At 38.3% G+C, this 17443-nt stretch carries 15 protein-coding genes and 1 pseudogene; 10 read left to right on the top strand and 6 right to left on the bottom strand.

The annotated features are described in order from the left end of the window. From VKY50_RS00865 to VKY50_RS00845, 5 genes and pseudogenes are all read right to left on the bottom strand, one after another. Nucleotides 1-216 (bottom strand): UPF0758 domain-containing protein (locus tag VKY50_RS00865; protein WP_324297884.1); only part of this gene is annotated, 216 nt, incomplete at its 3' end. Between the two features lie 136 nt (nucleotides 217-352). After that, complete coding sequence (locus VKY50_RS00860) at nucleotides 353-1717, bottom strand: UDP-N-acetylmuramate--L-alanine ligase (protein ID WP_324297882.1); 1365 nt, start codon at nucleotides 1715-1717, stop codon at nucleotides 353-355. Nucleotides 1718-1803: 86 nt separating this feature from the next. Further along, the gene (locus tag VKY50_RS00855; protein ID WP_324297880.1) at nucleotides 1804-2322 is read right to left on the bottom strand and encodes a DUF4136 domain-containing protein; all 519 of its coding nucleotides are present in this window, start codon (nucleotides 2320-2322) and stop codon (nucleotides 1804-1806) included. Between the two features lie 77 nt (nucleotides 2323-2399). Next, nucleotides 2400-3416 (bottom strand): GTPase ObgE, encoded by a 1017-nt coding sequence (gene obgE, locus VKY50_RS00850; RefSeq protein WP_324297877.1) that lies wholly within the window; start codon nucleotides 3414-3416, stop codon nucleotides 2400-2402. Nucleotides 3417-3450: 34 nt separating this feature from the next. After that, nucleotides 3451-4558 (bottom strand): annotated as a pseudogene (locus VKY50_RS00845) (adenylate kinase). A gap of 258 nt (nucleotides 4559-4816) precedes the next feature. On the opposite strand from VKY50_RS00845, the gene VKY50_RS00840 reads away from it, so the two are divergent. The 10 genes from VKY50_RS00840 to clpX all read left to right on the top strand — a co-directional run bounded on the left by VKY50_RS00840 (nucleotide 4817) and on the right by clpX (nucleotide 16688). Further along, nucleotides 4817-5974, top strand: coding sequence for a 5-(carboxyamino)imidazole ribonucleotide synthase (locus VKY50_RS00840; protein ID WP_324297875.1), 1158 nt, complete (start codon nucleotides 4817-4819; stop codon nucleotides 5972-5974). 385 nt (nucleotides 5975-6359) lie between these two features. Next, nucleotides 6360-6845 (top strand): 5-(carboxyamino)imidazole ribonucleotide mutase, encoded by a 486-nt coding sequence (gene purE / locus VKY50_RS00835; RefSeq protein WP_324297873.1) that lies wholly within the window; start codon nucleotides 6360-6362, stop codon nucleotides 6843-6845. Between the two features lie 127 nt (nucleotides 6846-6972). Beyond that, on the top strand, nucleotides 6973-9006 hold the full coding sequence (locus VKY50_RS00830; RefSeq protein WP_324297871.1) for a M3 family metallopeptidase: 2034 nt from the start codon (nucleotides 6973-6975) through the stop codon (nucleotides 9004-9006). Between the two features lie 26 nt (nucleotides 9007-9032). Further along, the gene (locus VKY50_RS00825; protein ID WP_324297869.1) at nucleotides 9033-9803 is read left to right on the top strand and encodes an alpha/beta fold hydrolase; all 771 of its coding nucleotides are present in this window, start codon (nucleotides 9033-9035) and stop codon (nucleotides 9801-9803) included. A 113-nt stretch (nucleotides 9804-9916) separates the two neighbouring features. Beyond that, on the top strand, nucleotides 9917-11167 hold the full coding sequence (locus tag VKY50_RS00820) for an OmpP1/FadL family transporter (protein ID WP_324297867.1): 1251 nt from the start codon (nucleotides 9917-9919) through the stop codon (nucleotides 11165-11167). 22 nt (nucleotides 11168-11189) lie between these two features. Then, nucleotides 11190-12662: a G-D-S-L family lipolytic protein gene (locus VKY50_RS00815; protein WP_324297866.1), complete on the top strand. Its 1473-nt coding sequence runs from the start codon at nucleotides 11190-11192 to the stop codon at nucleotides 12660-12662. A 91-nt stretch (nucleotides 12663-12753) separates the two neighbouring features. Further along, entirely contained in the window at nucleotides 12754-13095 is a 342-nt protein-coding gene (locus VKY50_RS00810) for a phage holin family protein (protein ID WP_324297864.1), read from the top strand. A 186-nt stretch (nucleotides 13096-13281) separates the two neighbouring features. After that, a complete protein-coding gene (gene tig / locus VKY50_RS00805) occupies nucleotides 13282-14604 on the top strand; it encodes a trigger factor (protein ID WP_324297862.1) in 1323 nt (440 codons plus the stop codon). 89 nt (nucleotides 14605-14693) lie between these two features. Next, nucleotides 14694-15371: an ATP-dependent Clp endopeptidase proteolytic subunit ClpP gene (gene clpP, locus VKY50_RS00800; protein WP_324297860.1), complete on the top strand. Its 678-nt coding sequence runs from the start codon at nucleotides 14694-14696 to the stop codon at nucleotides 15369-15371. Nucleotides 15372-15458: 87 nt separating this feature from the next. Beyond that, nucleotides 15459-16688 (top strand): ATP-dependent Clp protease ATP-binding subunit ClpX, encoded by a 1230-nt coding sequence (clpX, locus tag VKY50_RS00795; protein ID WP_324297858.1) that lies wholly within the window; start codon nucleotides 15459-15461, stop codon nucleotides 16686-16688. Nucleotides 16689-16854: 166 nt separating this feature from the next. Here clpX and VKY50_RS00790 read toward each other — a convergent pair whose 3' ends face one another. After that, nucleotides 16855-17253 (bottom strand): ankyrin repeat domain-containing protein, encoded by a 399-nt coding sequence (locus tag VKY50_RS00790; protein ID WP_324297856.1) that lies wholly within the window; start codon nucleotides 17251-17253, stop codon nucleotides 16855-16857. Nucleotides 17254-17443: the final 190 nt, after the last annotated feature.

Here is a 17443-nt window from a genome sequence, read left to right as displayed (position 1 = left end):
AGAGAGTCTACTTAGTACACTTAGACTATTTCTCGAAGTGGTTAAAATGCGTTTCGACAAGTCTACAGCACTCTCCCTTCGATTACCACTGCCAATTAATATAGCAATGAGTTCCGCATCTGACAGCGCATCCTTACCTTTCAAAAGCATCTTTTCCCTAGGTCTATCATCTGCACTCCAGTCTTTGATTGTTGTTTTTGGAGTATTCACTTTCATATCCTAAAGGTATGAAAGATCCATCTACCTTTTTAGACATACAGTTTAAGGTTATCAACAAAAAACGACCCCTGTGATAAACTTTTAGCATAAAAGTTCAACTTTTAAGAGTTTGGTCGATTTATAAATTTTAAGACTAGTCTGCTTCTGTAACTTTTGCCTTTAACTTTTCCACATCCAATCCCCCATAAGCACCACTACTCATCAGTAAAAGTGCTGTGTTTTCAAGCTTTAAGGTAAATATAAAGTCACTAAAATCCTGAGCGTCGGTGAAAATTATTAAATCTTCCCTTGCGAAAGCCTCTTTGATTTGTTCTTTGCTAAGAGCCTCGAGCTTTTTAATCTTCACCGCCTCTGGGGTGTAGTATACTACAGCGGTATCAGCGGCTTTTAAACTGTCCCTATATTCTTTTATAAAGGTGGCATTTAAACTACTATAGGTGTGCAATTCCAAACAGGCAACAATAGTCTTATTTGAATACTGTTCTTTTACCGCCGCTAAGGTAGCTTTTACTTTGCTAGGAGCATGAGCAAAATCCTTATAAATTACAGTCTTACTATTTTCGGCAAGTTTATCCAATCGTTTAGAAGCTCCTTTAAAACTCGCAATCGCCTGGTAGAAATCATCTTGGTCAATACCCATATGCTGACAAATCCATTTGGCACCGGCAATATTGCTCAAATTATGTTTTCCAAAAACCTCTATAGGCATAGCACCCTCTGGTGTTTCTATATAGGTGACTCCTGCTTCTATATAATGTTCTGGCGTATAATAAGGTATTTTACGTATTTGATTTTGGGATTCCTCTACCACTTTAACCACTTCTGGGTCCTCCATATTATAGGTAATGCTCCCTCCCTCTACTATGGAATCAACATATATCCTGAATTGCTCCACATATTCCTGATAGGTTTCAAAAACATTGATATGATCCCAGGCAATACCACTAAGAAGGGCTATATTGGGTTTATATAAATGGAACTTCGGTCTTCGATCAATAGGGGATGACAGGTACTCATCTCCTTCTAATACTATAAAATCATTTTCCTCGGTAAGTTTTACCATGGTATCAAAGCCGTCTAATTGTGCGCCGACCATATAATCCACTTCTTTATCATGGTAGTCCAAAACATGAAGAATCATCGCCGTAATGGTAGTTTTACCGTGACTTCCTCCAATTACAACACGCGTCTTATATTTACTTTGTTGGTATATAAACTCTGGATAAGAATAGATTTGAAGCCCTAATTCTTGAGCTCTTAAAAGCTCTGGATTATCACTTTTAGCATGCATTCCAAGGATTACAGCATCGAGTGAATCATCAATTTTTTCTGGAAACCAACCGAAACTCTCTGGAGCTAGTCCAGCAGCCTCTAACCGGGATTTGGAAGGTTCATAAATCACATCATCGCTCCCGGTAATGTGATGTCCTTTTTGTTGTAATGCTAAGGCTAAATTATGCATAGCACTACCTCCTATAGCTATAAAATGTATCTTCAAAGTATCGAAATTCTACGGATGTTTACTCAAAGAGCAAAGATACACATTCGACACCCTTGGACAAAGGGTTCAAAAAAACAATTTTACTAGCGTGGTGGATACTTAGAGAACACCTTATTTACGATGGCTTTCATTTTAGCATCTCTTTCCTTTGGCGTCAAAGATTCCGATACGGTACTTTCGCTAACTGCTTGCCAAATGAGCTCATCATTCATCACATCGATGATATCAAAGATGATCTGATGGTATTGATCTGGTTGACCTATGGGAAGTCCAACGGAAACCCCACCCCCAATATTTCGGTTAGTTCCACCAATCCCAATCCCTACGGCACTATTGATAGGTTTAGGTCGACTGGAGCTTTTAATATTGATATACAAATCTGGAGATTCGCTGCTTCGATACCCTCTCGAGTGCATCACACTATCGATGCTTCTTATAAGGCGTCTTTCGTCTAATTGATTCATTCCACTTTGCATGGAGGGGAAGTAATTATAGGACGCTGCCTTTGAAAAATCAAAATTCCTATCATAGTCATAGGCCACTTGAACCCCACAACTGGAAACAAAAAAACATAGGATAATAATTACAATATGTGGTTTCATCGTTTTTAATTTAAGGCATTTTGATTTATAGAACACAAAACAATTACCGTACTAAAAATACGAATTAAACATCTAATTTAGATCTTTGCTCCAGCTTTGTTGAGCATTTCCCATAGCTCATCTTTTAAAGATTGGATCCCTTGCTGCGCTACAGAGGAGATAAAGAGGAATTTAACATCTTTAAATTCATCGGCTAGCTGCTGTCTCATTTCTGCCTTTAATTCATCATCTAGCATATCCGATTTAGAAATAGCCACCAAACGATCTTTATCCAAGAGTTCTGGGTTGTATTTCTGCAATTCATTAAGCAGTATTTTATACTCCTGATAGATATCTTTGGCATCCGCTGGGATTAAGAATAAGAGCGTAGAGTTACGTTCAATATGCCTTAAAAAATAATGTCCCAAACCTTTTCCCTCTGAAGCTCCTTCAATGATTCCGGGAATATCAGCCATAACAAAGGTTCGGAAATCCCTATATTCAACGATTCCTAAATTAGGTTTTAGAGTAGTGAATTCATAATCGCCTATTTTCGGTTTGGCAGAGGTAATCACCGAAAGCAAGGTAGATTTCCCTGCGTTAGGAAAACCAACTAAACCTACATCAGCTAATAGTTTTAATTCCAGCAACACTTCTACTTCCTCTCCTGGTAATCCTGGTTGAGCATATCGAGGGGTTTGATTGGTCGATGATTTAAAATGAACATTCCCTAATCCGCCTTTTCCACCTTTTGCTAAGATCCTTTCCTCATCGTGCTTGGTAATTTCAAAAAGAATAGTATTGGTCTGTGGATCTTTGACTTGTGTACCTAATGGCACTTCTAGATAGACGTCTTCCCCATCTGCCCCAGTACTGGTTTGTTTTCCTCCATTCTCGCCATGTCCTGCTTTAAAGTGTTTTTTAAATTTAAAATGGAACAGGGTCCATAGACTTTCATTTCCCCTGATGATGACATGACCTCCTCGACCACCGTCTCCCCCATCCGGTCCTCCTTTGGCAACATATTTTTCCCGGCGCAAATGGCTGGAACCTTGCCCTCCTTTGCCGGATGCAACATTAATTTTTACATAATCTGTAAAATTCCCTTCTGTCATCTAAATAAACTTACGTATTTGTTTTGCGAAGATCTTAAAGCGTGTCAATAACTGCGCTAAGACGTTGTGTTATTTCTTCTATGCTACCGATACCATTGACACTGTGAAACTTGTTTTGGTTTTGGTAGTACTGAATCAGTGGAGCGGTTTTTTCATTGTACTCCTCAAAGCGGTTTTTAATTTTAACCACATCTTGGTCATCGGTTCTTCCACTTACTTTTCCACGCTCTAAAAGTCTTTTAATTAAAACTTCATCATCAGCATCGAGTGCGATAGTCGCATGAATTTTCATGCCTTTTTCTTCAAGAAGTGCATCTAGTGCTTTGGCTTGTGCACCGGTTCGAGGAAAACCATCAAAAATAAATCCGGCAGCATCTGGGTTCTTTTCAACCTCATCCTTCAACATATCAATTGTTACCTGATCTGGCACTAGATCTCCTTTGTCTATATAGGTTTTAGCTAAGTTCCCAAGAGCTGTTCCATTTTTGATATTGTAACGAAAAACGTCACCAGTTGAAATGTGTTCTAAATTGTATTTTTCTTTTAAAAAGTTCGCTTGCGTACCTTTTCCTGCACCCGGTTTCCCGAAAAGCACTAAATTGATCATATTAATTCTCTTTTATTTGATATACCTCTGGTAGGTTTCTTCCTAATTCATCGTAATCAAGCCCGTATCCAACGATAAACTTGTTTGGGATTTCAATACCCACATAATCAATATTATATTCCCCTGAATAGACCTCAGGTTTATAAAACATTGATGCAATCTTAAATCGTTTTACATTGATATTGGAGAACATGGAAACAAGTTCTTTAACTGTTTTCCCAGTATCTATGATATCTTCCAATATCACTACGCTCCTACCTTCAACATTATCTGGAACATCCAATAGCGTCTTTACAATACCCGTGGATGAGAAACCGTGGTAAGAACTAAGTTTTACAAAGCTTATCTCACAAGGCTGATCATATTTTTTAATAAAATCAGAAGCAAACATAAAGGCGCCGTTAAGCACACAAATAAATATAGGAGTTTCATCCTTAAAATCTACCTTTACTTTGGCTACTATTCGTTCAATAGCGGTATCGATCTCTTCTCTAGAGATATAAGGTTCAAAATATTTATCGTGAAGCTTGATCAATTGTCTTAAAATTATAAAGTTGCAAAGATACTATTCCATATTTGTTTTCTCCTTAAATTTAATTGATTTCGGTAATTTTTTTCAGATTTTCACAAAAAAACCTCCGATGTTTGTGAATTCTCACTAGGTTTTAAGTTTAATTCACCATAGACAAATTATTTAAAGGAGGTTTCAATATTAGTTTTTCACTTTTTACTGTACTTTTGCCATGTCGCAACATAAGAGATAAGCGCACATTAATTGATATTTACAATAGGTATGAATTATTTTTCATCAGATTTTAAACTCGGTATTTTAGGAGGAGGGCAACTGGGTAAAATGCTACTCTACGAAACTCGGAAATTAGACATTTGCACTGCTGTCCTGGATCCTAGTGACCAGGCACCCTGTAAAATTGCCTGTAATGATTTTGTACTAGGAGATTTGATGGATTATGATACGGTTTATAATTTTGGCCTTGAGGTAGATGTTCTTACCATAGAGATTGAAAATGTAAATATCGATGCTCTAGAGGCACTCGAGAAAAAGGGTAAAAAAGTATATCCATCCTCCACTACCCTGAAAAAAATTCAAAATAAGGCCAAGCAAAAATTGTTCTATAAGGACCACAATATCCCTACAGCGGACTTTAGTCGTTTTGCTTATGCAGATGAGATTCTTACCGCTGTAGAAAATGAATCAATCGAATTTCCATTTGTATGGAAAAGCGCAAGGTTTGGGTATGATGGACAAGGGGTTAAAGTAATTCGCACCTATTCTGATCTGGATGGTCTTCCAAATGGGGAATGCATTGCAGAAAAGATGATTCCTTTTAAAAATGAATTGGCGGTTATCGTCGCCCGAGATGTTCATGGCAATGTCAAGACCTATCCTGTGGTAGAGATGGAATTTCATCCAGAGGCCAATCAGGTGGAATATGTAATATGCCCTGCTAGAATTGATCCGCAGGTGGCTAAAAAAGCACAATTAGTTGCTTTAAAAGTCTCACAAGCTTTTCAGCATGTTGGCTTACTTGCAGTGGAAATGTTTCAAACCCAAGACGATCATATCCTAGTAAATGAAGTGGCTCCACGACCTCATAATAGTGGTCATTACAGTATCGAGGCTAGTTATACCAATCAATTCGAACAACATCTTAGAGCCATTTTAGGTCTTCCTTTAGGGGAAACCAAAAGTAAAGTTGCTGGAATTATGGTCAATCTTGTCGGGGATGAGCAGTACAAAGGTCCTGTTATTTATAAGAATATTGAAAAGATCATGGCCATGGAAGGTGTTACGCCTCATATCTACGGAAAGCGTGAAACAAGACCTTTTCGTAAGATGGGGCATGTCACCATCATCAACCAAGATGTTGCCAAGGCTCGAAGAATTGCAGAAGAGGTCAAAAATAGTATTCGGGTGATTTCGGACTCTTAGCGCAGCACAAGGAAATATTTAAAAACCCACTAGCCAACATAAATACTATAATATCATCTTAGCTAGGCCACTGAGAAAATCTAGTGGCGGTATTTAGATTTATAAAAATTGTTTCTCGATTTCGCATAAGGGAGAAAAAAAGCAACTATCGTATTTGCCTATTAAAAGAACAAGATTGTTAGTTATAACTAAGCAAAGCCATTTTACTACTTGTACGATCTTAAAGAATAACATTCCCAAAATTAATATTGCAATATGCGATATTAAAGACAGCTTAGTTTGTATTTCAATCAAAATACTGCATCTTAAAAATAAACCCCGCCTACGGAGTTCATCTTAAGGCTTCTTTGTACATTTGCGTAAGAAAAAATAAATTTTGACAACCATGGCCAAAGTAGCTGTTATTATGGGAAGTACTAGTGATCTTCCCATTATGCAAGATGCAATAGATGTTTTAAAAGAATTGGGAATTGAGGTTCTTGTTGATATTGTATCAGCACACAGAACCCCAGATAAAATGTACGAATTCGGTAAAAATGCTCACTCCAATGGTATTTCAGTTATTATTGCTGGAGCAGGAGGTGCCGCACATCTACCAGGGATGGTGGCTTCCTTATCGCCTCTTCCAGTAATCGGCGTGCCAGTAAAGAGCAGCAATTCCATTGATGGCTGGGACTCTGTATTGTCGATATTGCAAATGCCTGGTGGCGTTCCTGTGGCTACGGTGGCCTTAAATGGCGCTAAAAACGCAGGGATCCTAGCCGCTCAAATAGTGGGTGTGGCTACCCTTGAGATTCGCCAGAATATTATTGATTACAAAGAGTCTCTAAAGGAAAAAGTAATTAAAGGCTCCCAAGAATTTAACTCCTAAAGATCCGGATCGAAAAAAGCACGAAATGAGTACTTTTATAAAACACTATCCGCTGTTTATTTGTTAAGGTTAAGCCCTTTTTTAGGTAAAGCTTATTTTAATCTAGCCATTCATAAAATTAATTTTCATGTCAAACATACTCAATCATACATTCAATACCCCTTATACCACTGCTCCTTTTTCACAAATTAAAAATGAAGATTATCTTCCAGCAATTGAGAAAGAGATTCAAAACACAAAAACGCAGATCGATATAATATGCACCAATCCAGAATCACCGACATTTGAAAACACTATTGAGGCCTTGGAATTTACTGGTGAGCAACTAGATAGAATTACCGCTATTTTCTTTAATTTAAACAGTGCAGAGACCAATGAGGAGATTCAAAGATTAGCTCAAAAAATATCGCCACTACTCTCTGAATTTGGAAATGATATTCGTTTAAACGAAAAGCTCTTTAGGCGTATAAAGACCGTTTGGGACAACAGACAACAGCTTTCTTTAAACAAGGAACAATCCATGCTATTGGAAAAGACCTATAAGAGTTTTTCCAGAAATGGTGCAAACCTCCCAGAGGACAAAAAAGCAACCCTGAGAGCGATTGATTCAAAACTTTCCAAGCTTAGTCTGACCTTTGGGGAAAATGTACTAGCCGAAACCAACAACTACACCCTTCACATTACAAAAGAGTCCGATTTAAAAGGTCTTCCGGAGAACGCCATCGAAACGGCCCTTGAGGAAGCAAAAGCTAGAAATAAAGAAGGATGGATTTTCACCTTAAATTATCCTAGTTACATCCCCATGATCACCTATGCCGATGATAGGGACTTAAGAAAAGAAATCTCATTAGCCTTTGGTAGTAAGGCCTTCAAAGCAGGCGCTCATGACAATCAAGATATTATCAAAGAGATCGTTCAACTAAGGCAACAAAGAGCGGCATTGTTAGGCTTTAAAACCCATGCTGATTTCATTCTAGAGGAGCGTATGGCTAAAAGTCCTGAAAAGGTGAACGCTTTTTTAGACGAATTACTTCGCAAGGCGAAACCGGCAGCACAAAGAGAATTTAAAGAACTACAAGAATTTGCCAAAAAGACTGATGGTATCGATCGGTTAGAAAAATGGGATGCTGCCTATTACACTGAAAAACTAAAGCAACAACGCTTTGATTTGGATGATGAAAAGTTAAAACCATATTTCAAGCTTGAAAATGTTATCCAAGGTGTTTTTACGATCGCAGAAAGATTGTACGGGCTTCGGTTCAAAGAGAACGCAACCATTGATACTTATCATCCAGAGGTAAAAACCTATGAGGTGTTGGATGAAAACGATGCCTTTAAGGCTGTTTTTTACGCCGATTTTCATCCACGCCCAGGAAAAAGAAATGGCGCATGGATGACCGTGTATAAACGACAGTACAGAAAAAATGGGGTGGACTCTAGACCTCATATTTCCATTGTATGTAACTTTACAAAACCAACCGCCACCAAGCCCTCGCTGCTCACCTTTAATGAGGTTACTACCCTATTCCATGAGTTTGGTCATGCGCTACATGGTATGTTAGCAAACACTACTTACCCAAGTTTAAGTGGCACGAGTGTTTATTGGGATTTTGTAGAACTTCCTTCTCAAGTGATGGAAAATTGGTGTTATGAAAAAGAGGCCTTAGAACTCTTTGCCAAGCATTACCAAAGCGGTGAGGTAATTCCAATGCAATACATCCAAAAAATAAAGGAATCTTCCACTTTTATGGAAGGAATGCAAACCTTAAGACAGCTGAGTTTTGGCATCTTGGATATGAATTGGCATGGCACTGACCCAACAGCTATTAAAGATGTTAAATCCTTTGAAGAACAGGCCTTCGAATCTACTAACTTATTTCCAAATACACCACAGACTTGTATGAGTACGTCGTTCTCTCATATTTTTCAAGGCGGTTATTCGGCAGGGTATTATAGTTACAAATGGGCTGAGGTTTTGGATGCTGATGCCTTTGAGCTGTTTAAAGAAAAGGGAATCTTTAATAAAGAAGTTGCTACCAAATTTAAAAACACGGTACTCTCACAAGGGGGTACCCAAGACCCAATGGATCTCTATAAGGAATTTAGAGGCAAAGAACCTCAACCAGAAGCACTGTTAAAAAGAGCTGGGCTATTAAAATAATCCTCTTAATTTAAATTTATAAAAACATGGCGTTACTACATTCGAAAATACTTGGTCAAGGAGCACCACTACTTATATTACATGGCTTTCTAGGCATGGCAGATAATTGGAAAACCTTGGGGGGTAAATATGCTGAAAATGGTTTTGAGGTACACCTACTAGATCTTAGAAATCACGGGCGAAGTTTTCATTCCGATGATTTCTCCTATGAGCTCATGGTGGAGGATGTGGTAGCATATATCCTAGCTAAAAACCTAAATAAGGTAAGCGTCTTAGGCCATTCCATGGGCGGCAAGGTAGCCATGCTTTTAGCTGTTAGCCACAGCGATAAGGTAGCACGTTTATTAGTAGCTGATATCGCTCCTAAGTTTTATCCTGCGCACCATCATCGGATTCTTGAAGGTTTGAATGCGCTTGATTTTTCTTCCATTTCTTCTCGTGGTCAAGCCGATGAAAAACTTGCCGAATATATAACGGATTGGGGAGTACGTCAATTTTTACTTAAGAACCTTTATTGGAAAACAAAGCAGCAACTTGGTTTAAGGATCAACCTTAAGGTCCTTAGCAATGCCCAAGAAGAAATTGGAGAGCCTTTGCCTTCCAGTAGTATTTTTAAAGGCAAGACATTGTTTCTAAGAGGGTCAAAATCGGAGTATATTCATCCTGATGACACCTCAGAAATTCTACGCTATTTTCCCAACGCACAGGTGGAGACTGTAGACAATGCTGGACATTGGCTACACGCTGAAAATCCGAAGCAATTTTTTGAAAAATCACTCGTCTTTCTTCAGGCTTAGTATAACCACTCATAGACTTTTAGCAAGTTTTTTTGTTAATATTTATAGGTTTTTTCAGTATTAATGTTATATTTTTGGTATATCAAAGTGCTAAATCTAAAACTTTAATGCCCATGAAAAGCACAATACTACTAGTCCTTTCATTGCTATGCATCACAGCGAGCTATGCTGGGGGATATCGGATCGCCTTACAAGGGCAGAAACAATTAGCGATGGGTCACACTGGAGTGGCCGTTATTAACGCCTCAGAACTGGTCTTCTTTAACCCTTCGGGACTCACCTTTTTAAACGAAAAATTTACAGTGAGCGTTGGTGCCAATTTGGTTTTTGCCAATATTAGTTTTCAAAACCAAAACTATGGTTGGCACACCGAGGATAAAAATGGTGTATCCACCCCTTTTAATGTATACGCCGCCTATAAGGTCAACCAATGGGTCAGTATAGGGCTAGGTATTTATACACCCTATGGTAGTGGCGTAGAATATCCAAAGGATTGGGAAGGATCCCATTTGATTAACGACATTAGTCTAGCTTCAATATTCGTACAACCCACTGTGGCATTTAAAATCAATGATATAGTAAGCATAGGTGGCGGCCCCATTTTTGCTACTGGAAATGTAAATTTCAATCGAAATATCGATCGTACCACCACCGATGTCAATGGAAACAGAACCAATGTTACCATCGATAAAACAGGGATTACGGCTTGGGGCTACAACCTAGGTCTAACGGTAAAGCCTTCCGAAAAATTAACGTTAGGGGTGAACTATCGATCCAAAATTCAGATGGATGCTAAAAATGGAGACGCTGATTTTCAAAATGTTCCAGAGGCAGGAAACCTTCAAGGACAGTTTGATCAGGTGACTTTCAATGCCTCCCTACCCCTTCCAGCCGAATTAACCGTAGGTGCCTCCTATACCATCAATGAAAAATGGCTTGTTGCTATTGATTACAATAGGGTGTACTGGAATGCTTATGAGAACTTAAATGTAACATTCAGCAATGGTCAATCTTCCATTAATCCAAGAAATTATAAAAACTCATCGACCTATCGTTTCGGAATTCAGTATAACGCCACACCAAGACTGGTGCTAAGAGGTGGATACTATTTTGATGAATCTCCAGTTCAATCCGGTTATTTTGCACCTGAAACGCCACGCAATGACTCCAATAACTTCACTGGAGGGTTTAGTTTTAAACTCAGCGACCGATTTGCAATTGATGCGTCCTTCCTCTATATTCATTTTGATGAGATTGAGGAATCATACGACTACTATCAAGAAAACGGTCAAAATGTTTCCTTTGGTGGACTTTACAAGAACAATGGATTTGTACCTGGACTCGGGATAACTTATGGATTTTAAACACTGAAAAAAAGCGATACTCATGAAAAAATATTTATATACGGTCCTAGCTATAAGCTTAAGTATTGGATGTCAGCCTGAATTTAATGATCCTATAAATGAAGTTGGGTTTTACAGTAGTGGATCGGCTGATTTCTCCAATTATGTAGCGGTTGGAAATTCTTTAACGGCAGGATATGCCGACAACGCCCTATATTTGGAAGGACAATTAAACTCGTTCCCTTCAATGCTTGCTAATAAATTTTCTTTAGCGGGAGGAGGAGACTTTAACCAACCTTTGGTTTCAGATAACTTAGGAGGACTTTTAGTCAATGGGCAACAAATTCAAGGCAATCGTCTGGTATTGGAAGTGACCGCAGGCTCACAAAGCCCTGTTCCTATAGAAGGAACACCAACTACTGATATTGCCAATCACCTTGAAGGTAGCTTTAACAACATGGGAATTCCAGGAGCCAAAAGTTTTCATCTTACCGCCAACACCTATGGTAATATCGGTAACCTCCCTGCGGCCAATCCTTATTTTATAAGAATAGCCTCTTCCAACCAAGCAACGGTTATCGGTGATGCCGTCGCACAAGACCCAACATTCTTTACCCTTTGGATCGGTAACAATGATATATTAAGTTTTGCAACCTCTGGAGGTGTAGGAGAAGACCAAACTGGAAATTTAGACCCTTTTACCTATGGTAGTTCTGATATCACTGATCCAAATGTATTTGCGAACCTCTACAATGAATTCCTCAAAGCCCTTACTGCTAATGGCGCTAAAGGAGCAGTCGCTAACATCCCTGATGTAACCTCGATCCCTTATTTTACCACTGTACCTTATAATGCCATTCCATTGGATGAGTCTACCGCTGCCATGCTCAACCAAGCCTATGAACCCTACAATAATGGACTGCAACAAGCTGCCCTATTGGGTGTTATTACGGATGAAGAAGCCACTGCCCGTACTATTAATTTTAAAGCTGGTCAAAATCCAGTGGTTTTACTCGATGAAGATCTCACCGATTTAACCTTTATCAATCAGGGACTCACCAATATGAGACAAGCAACGGACAAAGACCTTATTCCCCTACCTGTTTCTTCCGTATTAGGGACACTATCGGATCCAGAAAACCCCAATTCGGTCATCGGAGTGAGCGTACCATTAAATGATAGTCAGCTGCTTACCGCTTCAGAAATTGAATTAGTAGTGACTGCTCAAAGAGCATACAATACGACAATAAAAACATTGGCAGACCAATATGATATTGCCTTTGTGGACATCCAGGGGCTAATGAATACCTTAGCTCAAGAAGGCGTCTCGTTCGATGGCGGGACCATCACCAATACTTTTGGAACTGGTGGCGCCTTTTCTTTAGACGGAGTACACCCTACACAACGTGGTTACGCTGTGGTTGCCAATACTTTTATCAAGGCAATTAATTCAAAATACAATGCTGATTTACCTATAGTAAATCCAGGAAATTATCCGACGATATTTGTAAAGTAAACGTCCTGAAGGCGTTAGTTATTCGAGGCGCTATATTTTTTAGACGCATTTTTTGTACCTTTAGTTTTAAACCATTAACAACGTTTTAAATATGAAAATGATTATCAAACTACTATTGACAGCCGTAGCCGTGGTCATTCTGGCAAATGTTTTGCCAGGGATCAGTGTGGACGGCTACGTCACAGCCATTATCGTAGCTGTGGTCTTAGCGTTATTAAATTTTCTAGTAAAGCCGATCTTGGTTCTACTAACCTTGCCAGCAACCATATTGACACTGGGACTGTTTTTACTGGTAATCAATGCCATTGTTATTTTGATTGTGGATTATTTGGTGCAAGGGTTTGCCGCGGAAAATTTTTGGTGGGCGCTTATCTTTAGTTTACTACTTACCATCTTGCAATCCATATTCAATGCATTAGTTACTACAGATTAGTTAGAACCTAGTTATAACGGCTAACTAATATAACTAGTGAACCTCATATGCATTTACAATTTTACCTAGGCTGAAAACAAAAAATAAGAATTTGTTTTTCAGCCTTTTAAAAACTTGGTTAACTTTCTAAAATGTATTACTTTTGCCTGCCCATTTACAGGGGCCAATAAATTTTTTTTACTGCGCATGGATATTACTAGAGAGCAAATAGACGATTTAAATGCAATAGTTAAGGTTGCAATTACAAAAGATGACTACAGCGACAAAGTCGCTAAGATTTTGAACGATTACCGTAGAACTGCAAACATTCCTGGCTTTAGAAAAGGACACGTTCCTTTGGGGTTAGTGAAGAAACAATACGGTAAAGCGGTTTTGGTTGACGAGGTCAACAAATTACTTCAAGAATCTTTAAACAAGTACCTTACCGAGGAGAAGCTTGACGTTCTTGGAAATCCACTTCCAAAGGCTCAAGATGATTTGGATTGGGACAATGAAGATTTTTCTTTTGAATTTGAATTAGGTCTTGCTCCTGAGTTTGAGGTAGAATTAAACACCAAAAAGCCGATCACTCATTACAAGCTAATTGCTGATGATAAAATGATTGATGAGCAAATTGAGAGCATCGTTAAACAATATGGAAAACTCATCTCTCAACAAGAAGTAAGTGAGGATAGCGAGGTTACTGGAACCTTCATCAATGAAGAAGAAGGAATCGATAACAAAGCTACATTTACCTTAGATAAACTTAAAGGAAAAAGAAATTTAAATAAATTTATAGGGGCTAAGGTTGGCGATACGTTAGAGCTAAAAACTAAAAATTTATTTGAGGATGACCACGACTTAATGCATCTACTAAAAGTTGATCATGATAAAGCACACGATTTAGAGATCGAGGTTAAGTTTACCATTGAAGAAGCAAATAAAAGAGAAGCTGCAGAATTAAATCAAGAGCTTTTTGATAAATTATATGGTGAAGGTGTGGTAACTTCTGAAGAAGAATTACGCGCTAAGATCAAAGAAGATGCTGAGAAGCAATTTGTTCAGCAGTCGGATCAAAAACTTCTGAACGATATTACCGAGCAGTTAATTGAAGATACCAAGTTTGACCTTCCTGCAGAATTCCTTAAAAAATGGATTCAGGTTACAGGGGAGAACCAGCTGAGCATCGAAGAGGCTAGTGAGGAATACGAAAAATCAGAAAAGGGATTGCGTTACCAACTCATCGAAGGGAAGATCATTAAAGATAATGACATTCAGATCACCTATGAGGAACTAAAGGATTACACTAAAAAATACGTAGCGATCCAAATGGCACAATTTGGACAAACCAATCCAGAGGAAAAGGTATTAGAAGACATCGCTTCCAGAGTGTTATCTAACCAAGATGAAGCGAAGCGTTTATCCGAACAATTGATGAGTGAAAAACTTATCAACGTCTATAAGGAAAAAGCCAATTTAAAGGTGAAGGAAATGAGCTTTGAAAACTTTGTTAAAGAAGTATACAGCTAATTTCAAGTAAAATATTTTTAAGTATCTTTAAGGCGTTAAAAAGTAAGTTTTAACGCCTTTTTACGTCTTATAAATAGAAATTAAATCTTATGAATTTAGATAAAGAATTTAAGGAATTTGCCATAAAAGACCAAGGAATCAATAGTGCATATTACAATAAGATCGTAAGTGCTATGACGCCTGTAGGCCTTACACCAAATATCATTGAAGAGCGTCAAATGAATGCTGTGGCCATGGATGTTTTCTCCAGACTTATGATGGATCGTATCATTTTCATGGGCACTGCAATTAACGACCAGGTAGCAAATATCATACAAGCGCAGTTGTTGTTTTTAGAAAGCACCGACGCATCAAAAGACATTCAGATATACATCAATTCCCCTGGGGGAAGCGTATATGCCGGTTTAGGTATTTATGATACCATGCAATACATCAAACCCGATGTTGCTACCATATGTACAGGTATGGCCGCCTCTATGAGTGCGGTTCTATTATGCGCTGGCGAAAATGGAAAACGTTCTGCCTTACCTCATAGTAGAGTGATGATTCACCAACCACTTGGTGGTGCACAAGGTCAAGCGAGTGATATTGAAATCACTGCCCGTGAGATATTGAAATTAAAAGACGAGTTATATCAAATTATTTCAAATCACTCAGGACAATCGATGGAGAAAGTAATAGAGGATGGTGATCGCGACTTCTGGATGAAGGCTGAAGAGGCCAAAAATTATGGGATGATCGATGAGATCCTCGCTCGAAATAAATAACACCCAAAACCAACCACCACAACAGCAACTTAAAATCTATTTTTAAATAGAAAGCATATTGTTTACCGCTTTCACAAAAAAGGAAAAATGGCGAAAGAAGATTTAGAATGCTCCTTCTGTGGACGAAAGAAACCAGAAACCAACTTGCTTATAGCTGGACTGGATGCTCATATTTGTGATCGTTGTATCGAACAGGCGCATGGAATTGTTCTGGAGGAGTTACAACAATCCAAGAATCAAGAGTTATCTGCAGAACTGGTACTAAAGAAGCCAGCGGAGATTAAAGCCTATTTGGATGAATATATAATTGGTCAGGACATTACTAAAAAAGTGATGTCAGTGGCCGTATACAACCACTATAAACGACTGCTACAACCGGCATCAAAAGATGATATTGAAATACAAAAAAGCAATATCATCATGGTTGGACAAACCGGTACTGGTAAAACCTTAATCGCAAAGACCATTGCTAAAATGCTCAACGTACCGTTGGCTATTGTAGATGCCACGGTATTAACAGAGGCTGGTTATGTTGGTGAGGATGTAGAGAGTATCTTAACCCGTTTATTACAGGCTGCAGACTACAATTTAGAAAAGGCGGAGCGAGGGATTGTTTTTATCGATGAGATCGACAAAATTGCTCGCAAAAGCGACAACCCTTCTATCACTAGAGATGTCTCTGGAGAAGGTGTCCAGCAAGCTTTACTAAAATTACTTGAAGGTACTACGGTAAACGTTCCACCTAAAGGCGGAAGAAAACATCCCGATCAGAAATTTATTGAGGTAAATACTGAAAATATATTATTTGTGGCTGGTGGTGCTTTTGATGGTATTGACAGACACATCTCTAAAAGGCTTAACATGCAAGCTGTTGGTTATAATATCGACAAGAAAGAATTGGTGGACCGAGAGAATCTCCTACAGTACATTATTCCCAAGGATCTAAAAGAATTTGGATTGATTCCAGAGATCATTGGTCGTTTACCAGTCCTTACCCATATGAATCCGTTGGATGTAAAAGCATTGCGTTCCATCTTGACCGAACCTAAAAATGCCATTATTAAACAATACACCAAGTTGTTCGAAATGGATGATATCAAGTTCGAAATCAAGGATGAGGCCTTGGATTATATCGTTAGCAAAGCTGTTGAGTATGGACTAGGGGCTAGAGGATTGCGTTCCCTTTGCGAAACAGTACTTACGGATGCCATGTTTGAACTACCTAGTAGTAAAGAAACGGAGCTTATCGTCGACAGGCAATATGTGGAAGATAAACTTACTAAGGCCACAGTGAATAAGCTCAAAGCGGTTTCTTAAAAACAAAAATTAAATCTAGAAATAGCATGGAACAGCGGGAATATACTTCCTGCTGTTTCTATTTCAAATACCCTGTATCCCAAACTATTAACCAGTCAAAATCCCGCTAAAAAGCAGGATTTTGAAATAGCTAAATTAAATAAATTTTAATGCAATTATTTCTAAATTAAGAATGCATAGCTTGCTCGATAACTCGAGCTGCCTCCTTCGCATTGGATTGTTTTGCATACTCTAAAGCGGTAAATTTTTTACCCGCACATTTAGCACTTAGATCCGCCTGGTACTTAATTAAAAGCTTTAAGATTTCTACCTTGTTGTAACGTGCAGCATACATAGCTGGTGTTCTTCCAAGTGATCTCTCATTCACATCTGCTCCTAAAGCTAGTAGCTTTTGAACGGTTTCTAGATCTCCTTTTACAATCGCCTTACAAAAAGGAGATAGGTCTGCTGTTTTTAGAATATGCATTGATTGGATGCATTGAAAATTTTTTTCGTTTTTTGATGAATGTGCCAAGGTGCTCCCTGCTGTAAGGACAAGGAGCATGATTAAACATGCTTGTTTCATAATATAAATATTTATTGGTTTATAACTTTAAAGACAGAGGTAAATGTGAATTGTTACAGAACAAATTTCGTTTAACGTATCTTTAACATCAAAAAGTGATATAATTAACAAATTCAATGCTAACTTGTTATACAAGCATGATATAAAGTTTAATTTTGTGTAATTCAGCACAGTCCGATACAAAGCCCCT

It is taken from the genome of Galbibacter sp. (assembly GCF_035306585.1).
Lineage (GTDB): Bacteria > Bacteroidota > Bacteroidia > Flavobacteriales > Flavobacteriaceae > Galbibacter.
The sequence above is the reverse complement of the archived record's forward strand: the minus strand, read 5'-3'. Positions and strand labels throughout refer to the sequence as shown.

Coding starts and splice junctions, on each gene's coding strand:
- VKY50_RS00855 (WP_324297880.1), bottom strand. CDS start 2,322: ATGAAACCACATATTGTAATTATTATCCTATGTTTTTTTGTTTCCAGT.
- obgE (WP_324297877.1), bottom strand. CDS start 3,416: ATGACAGAAGGGAATTTTACAGATTATGTAAAAATTAATGTTGCATCC.
- VKY50_RS00840 (WP_324297875.1), top strand. CDS start 4,817: ATGAATTATTTTTCATCAGATTTTAAACTCGGTATTTTAGGAGGAGGG.
- purE (WP_324297873.1), top strand. CDS start 6,360: ATGGCCAAAGTAGCTGTTATTATGGGAAGTACTAGTGATCTTCCCATT.
- VKY50_RS00830 (WP_324297871.1), top strand. CDS start 6,973: ATGTCAAACATACTCAATCATACATTCAATACCCCTTATACCACTGCT.
- VKY50_RS00825 (WP_324297869.1), top strand. CDS start 9,033: ATGGCGTTACTACATTCGAAAATACTTGGTCAAGGAGCACCACTACTT.
- VKY50_RS00820 (WP_324297867.1), top strand. CDS start 9,917: ATGAAAAGCACAATACTACTAGTCCTTTCATTGCTATGCATCACAGCG.
- VKY50_RS00815 (WP_324297866.1), top strand. CDS start 11,190: ATGAAAAAATATTTATATACGGTCCTAGCTATAAGCTTAAGTATTGGA.
- VKY50_RS00810 (WP_324297864.1), top strand. CDS start 12,754: ATGAAAATGATTATCAAACTACTATTGACAGCCGTAGCCGTGGTCATT.
- tig (WP_324297862.1), top strand. CDS start 13,282: ATGGATATTACTAGAGAGCAAATAGACGATTTAAATGCAATAGTTAAG.
- clpP (WP_324297860.1), top strand. CDS start 14,694: ATGAATTTAGATAAAGAATTTAAGGAATTTGCCATAAAAGACCAAGGA.
- clpX (WP_324297858.1), top strand. CDS start 15,459: ATGGCGAAAGAAGATTTAGAATGCTCCTTCTGTGGACGAAAGAAACCA.
- VKY50_RS00790 (WP_324297856.1), bottom strand. CDS start 17,253: ATGAAACAAGCATGTTTAATCATGCTCCTTGTCCTTACAGCAGGGAGC.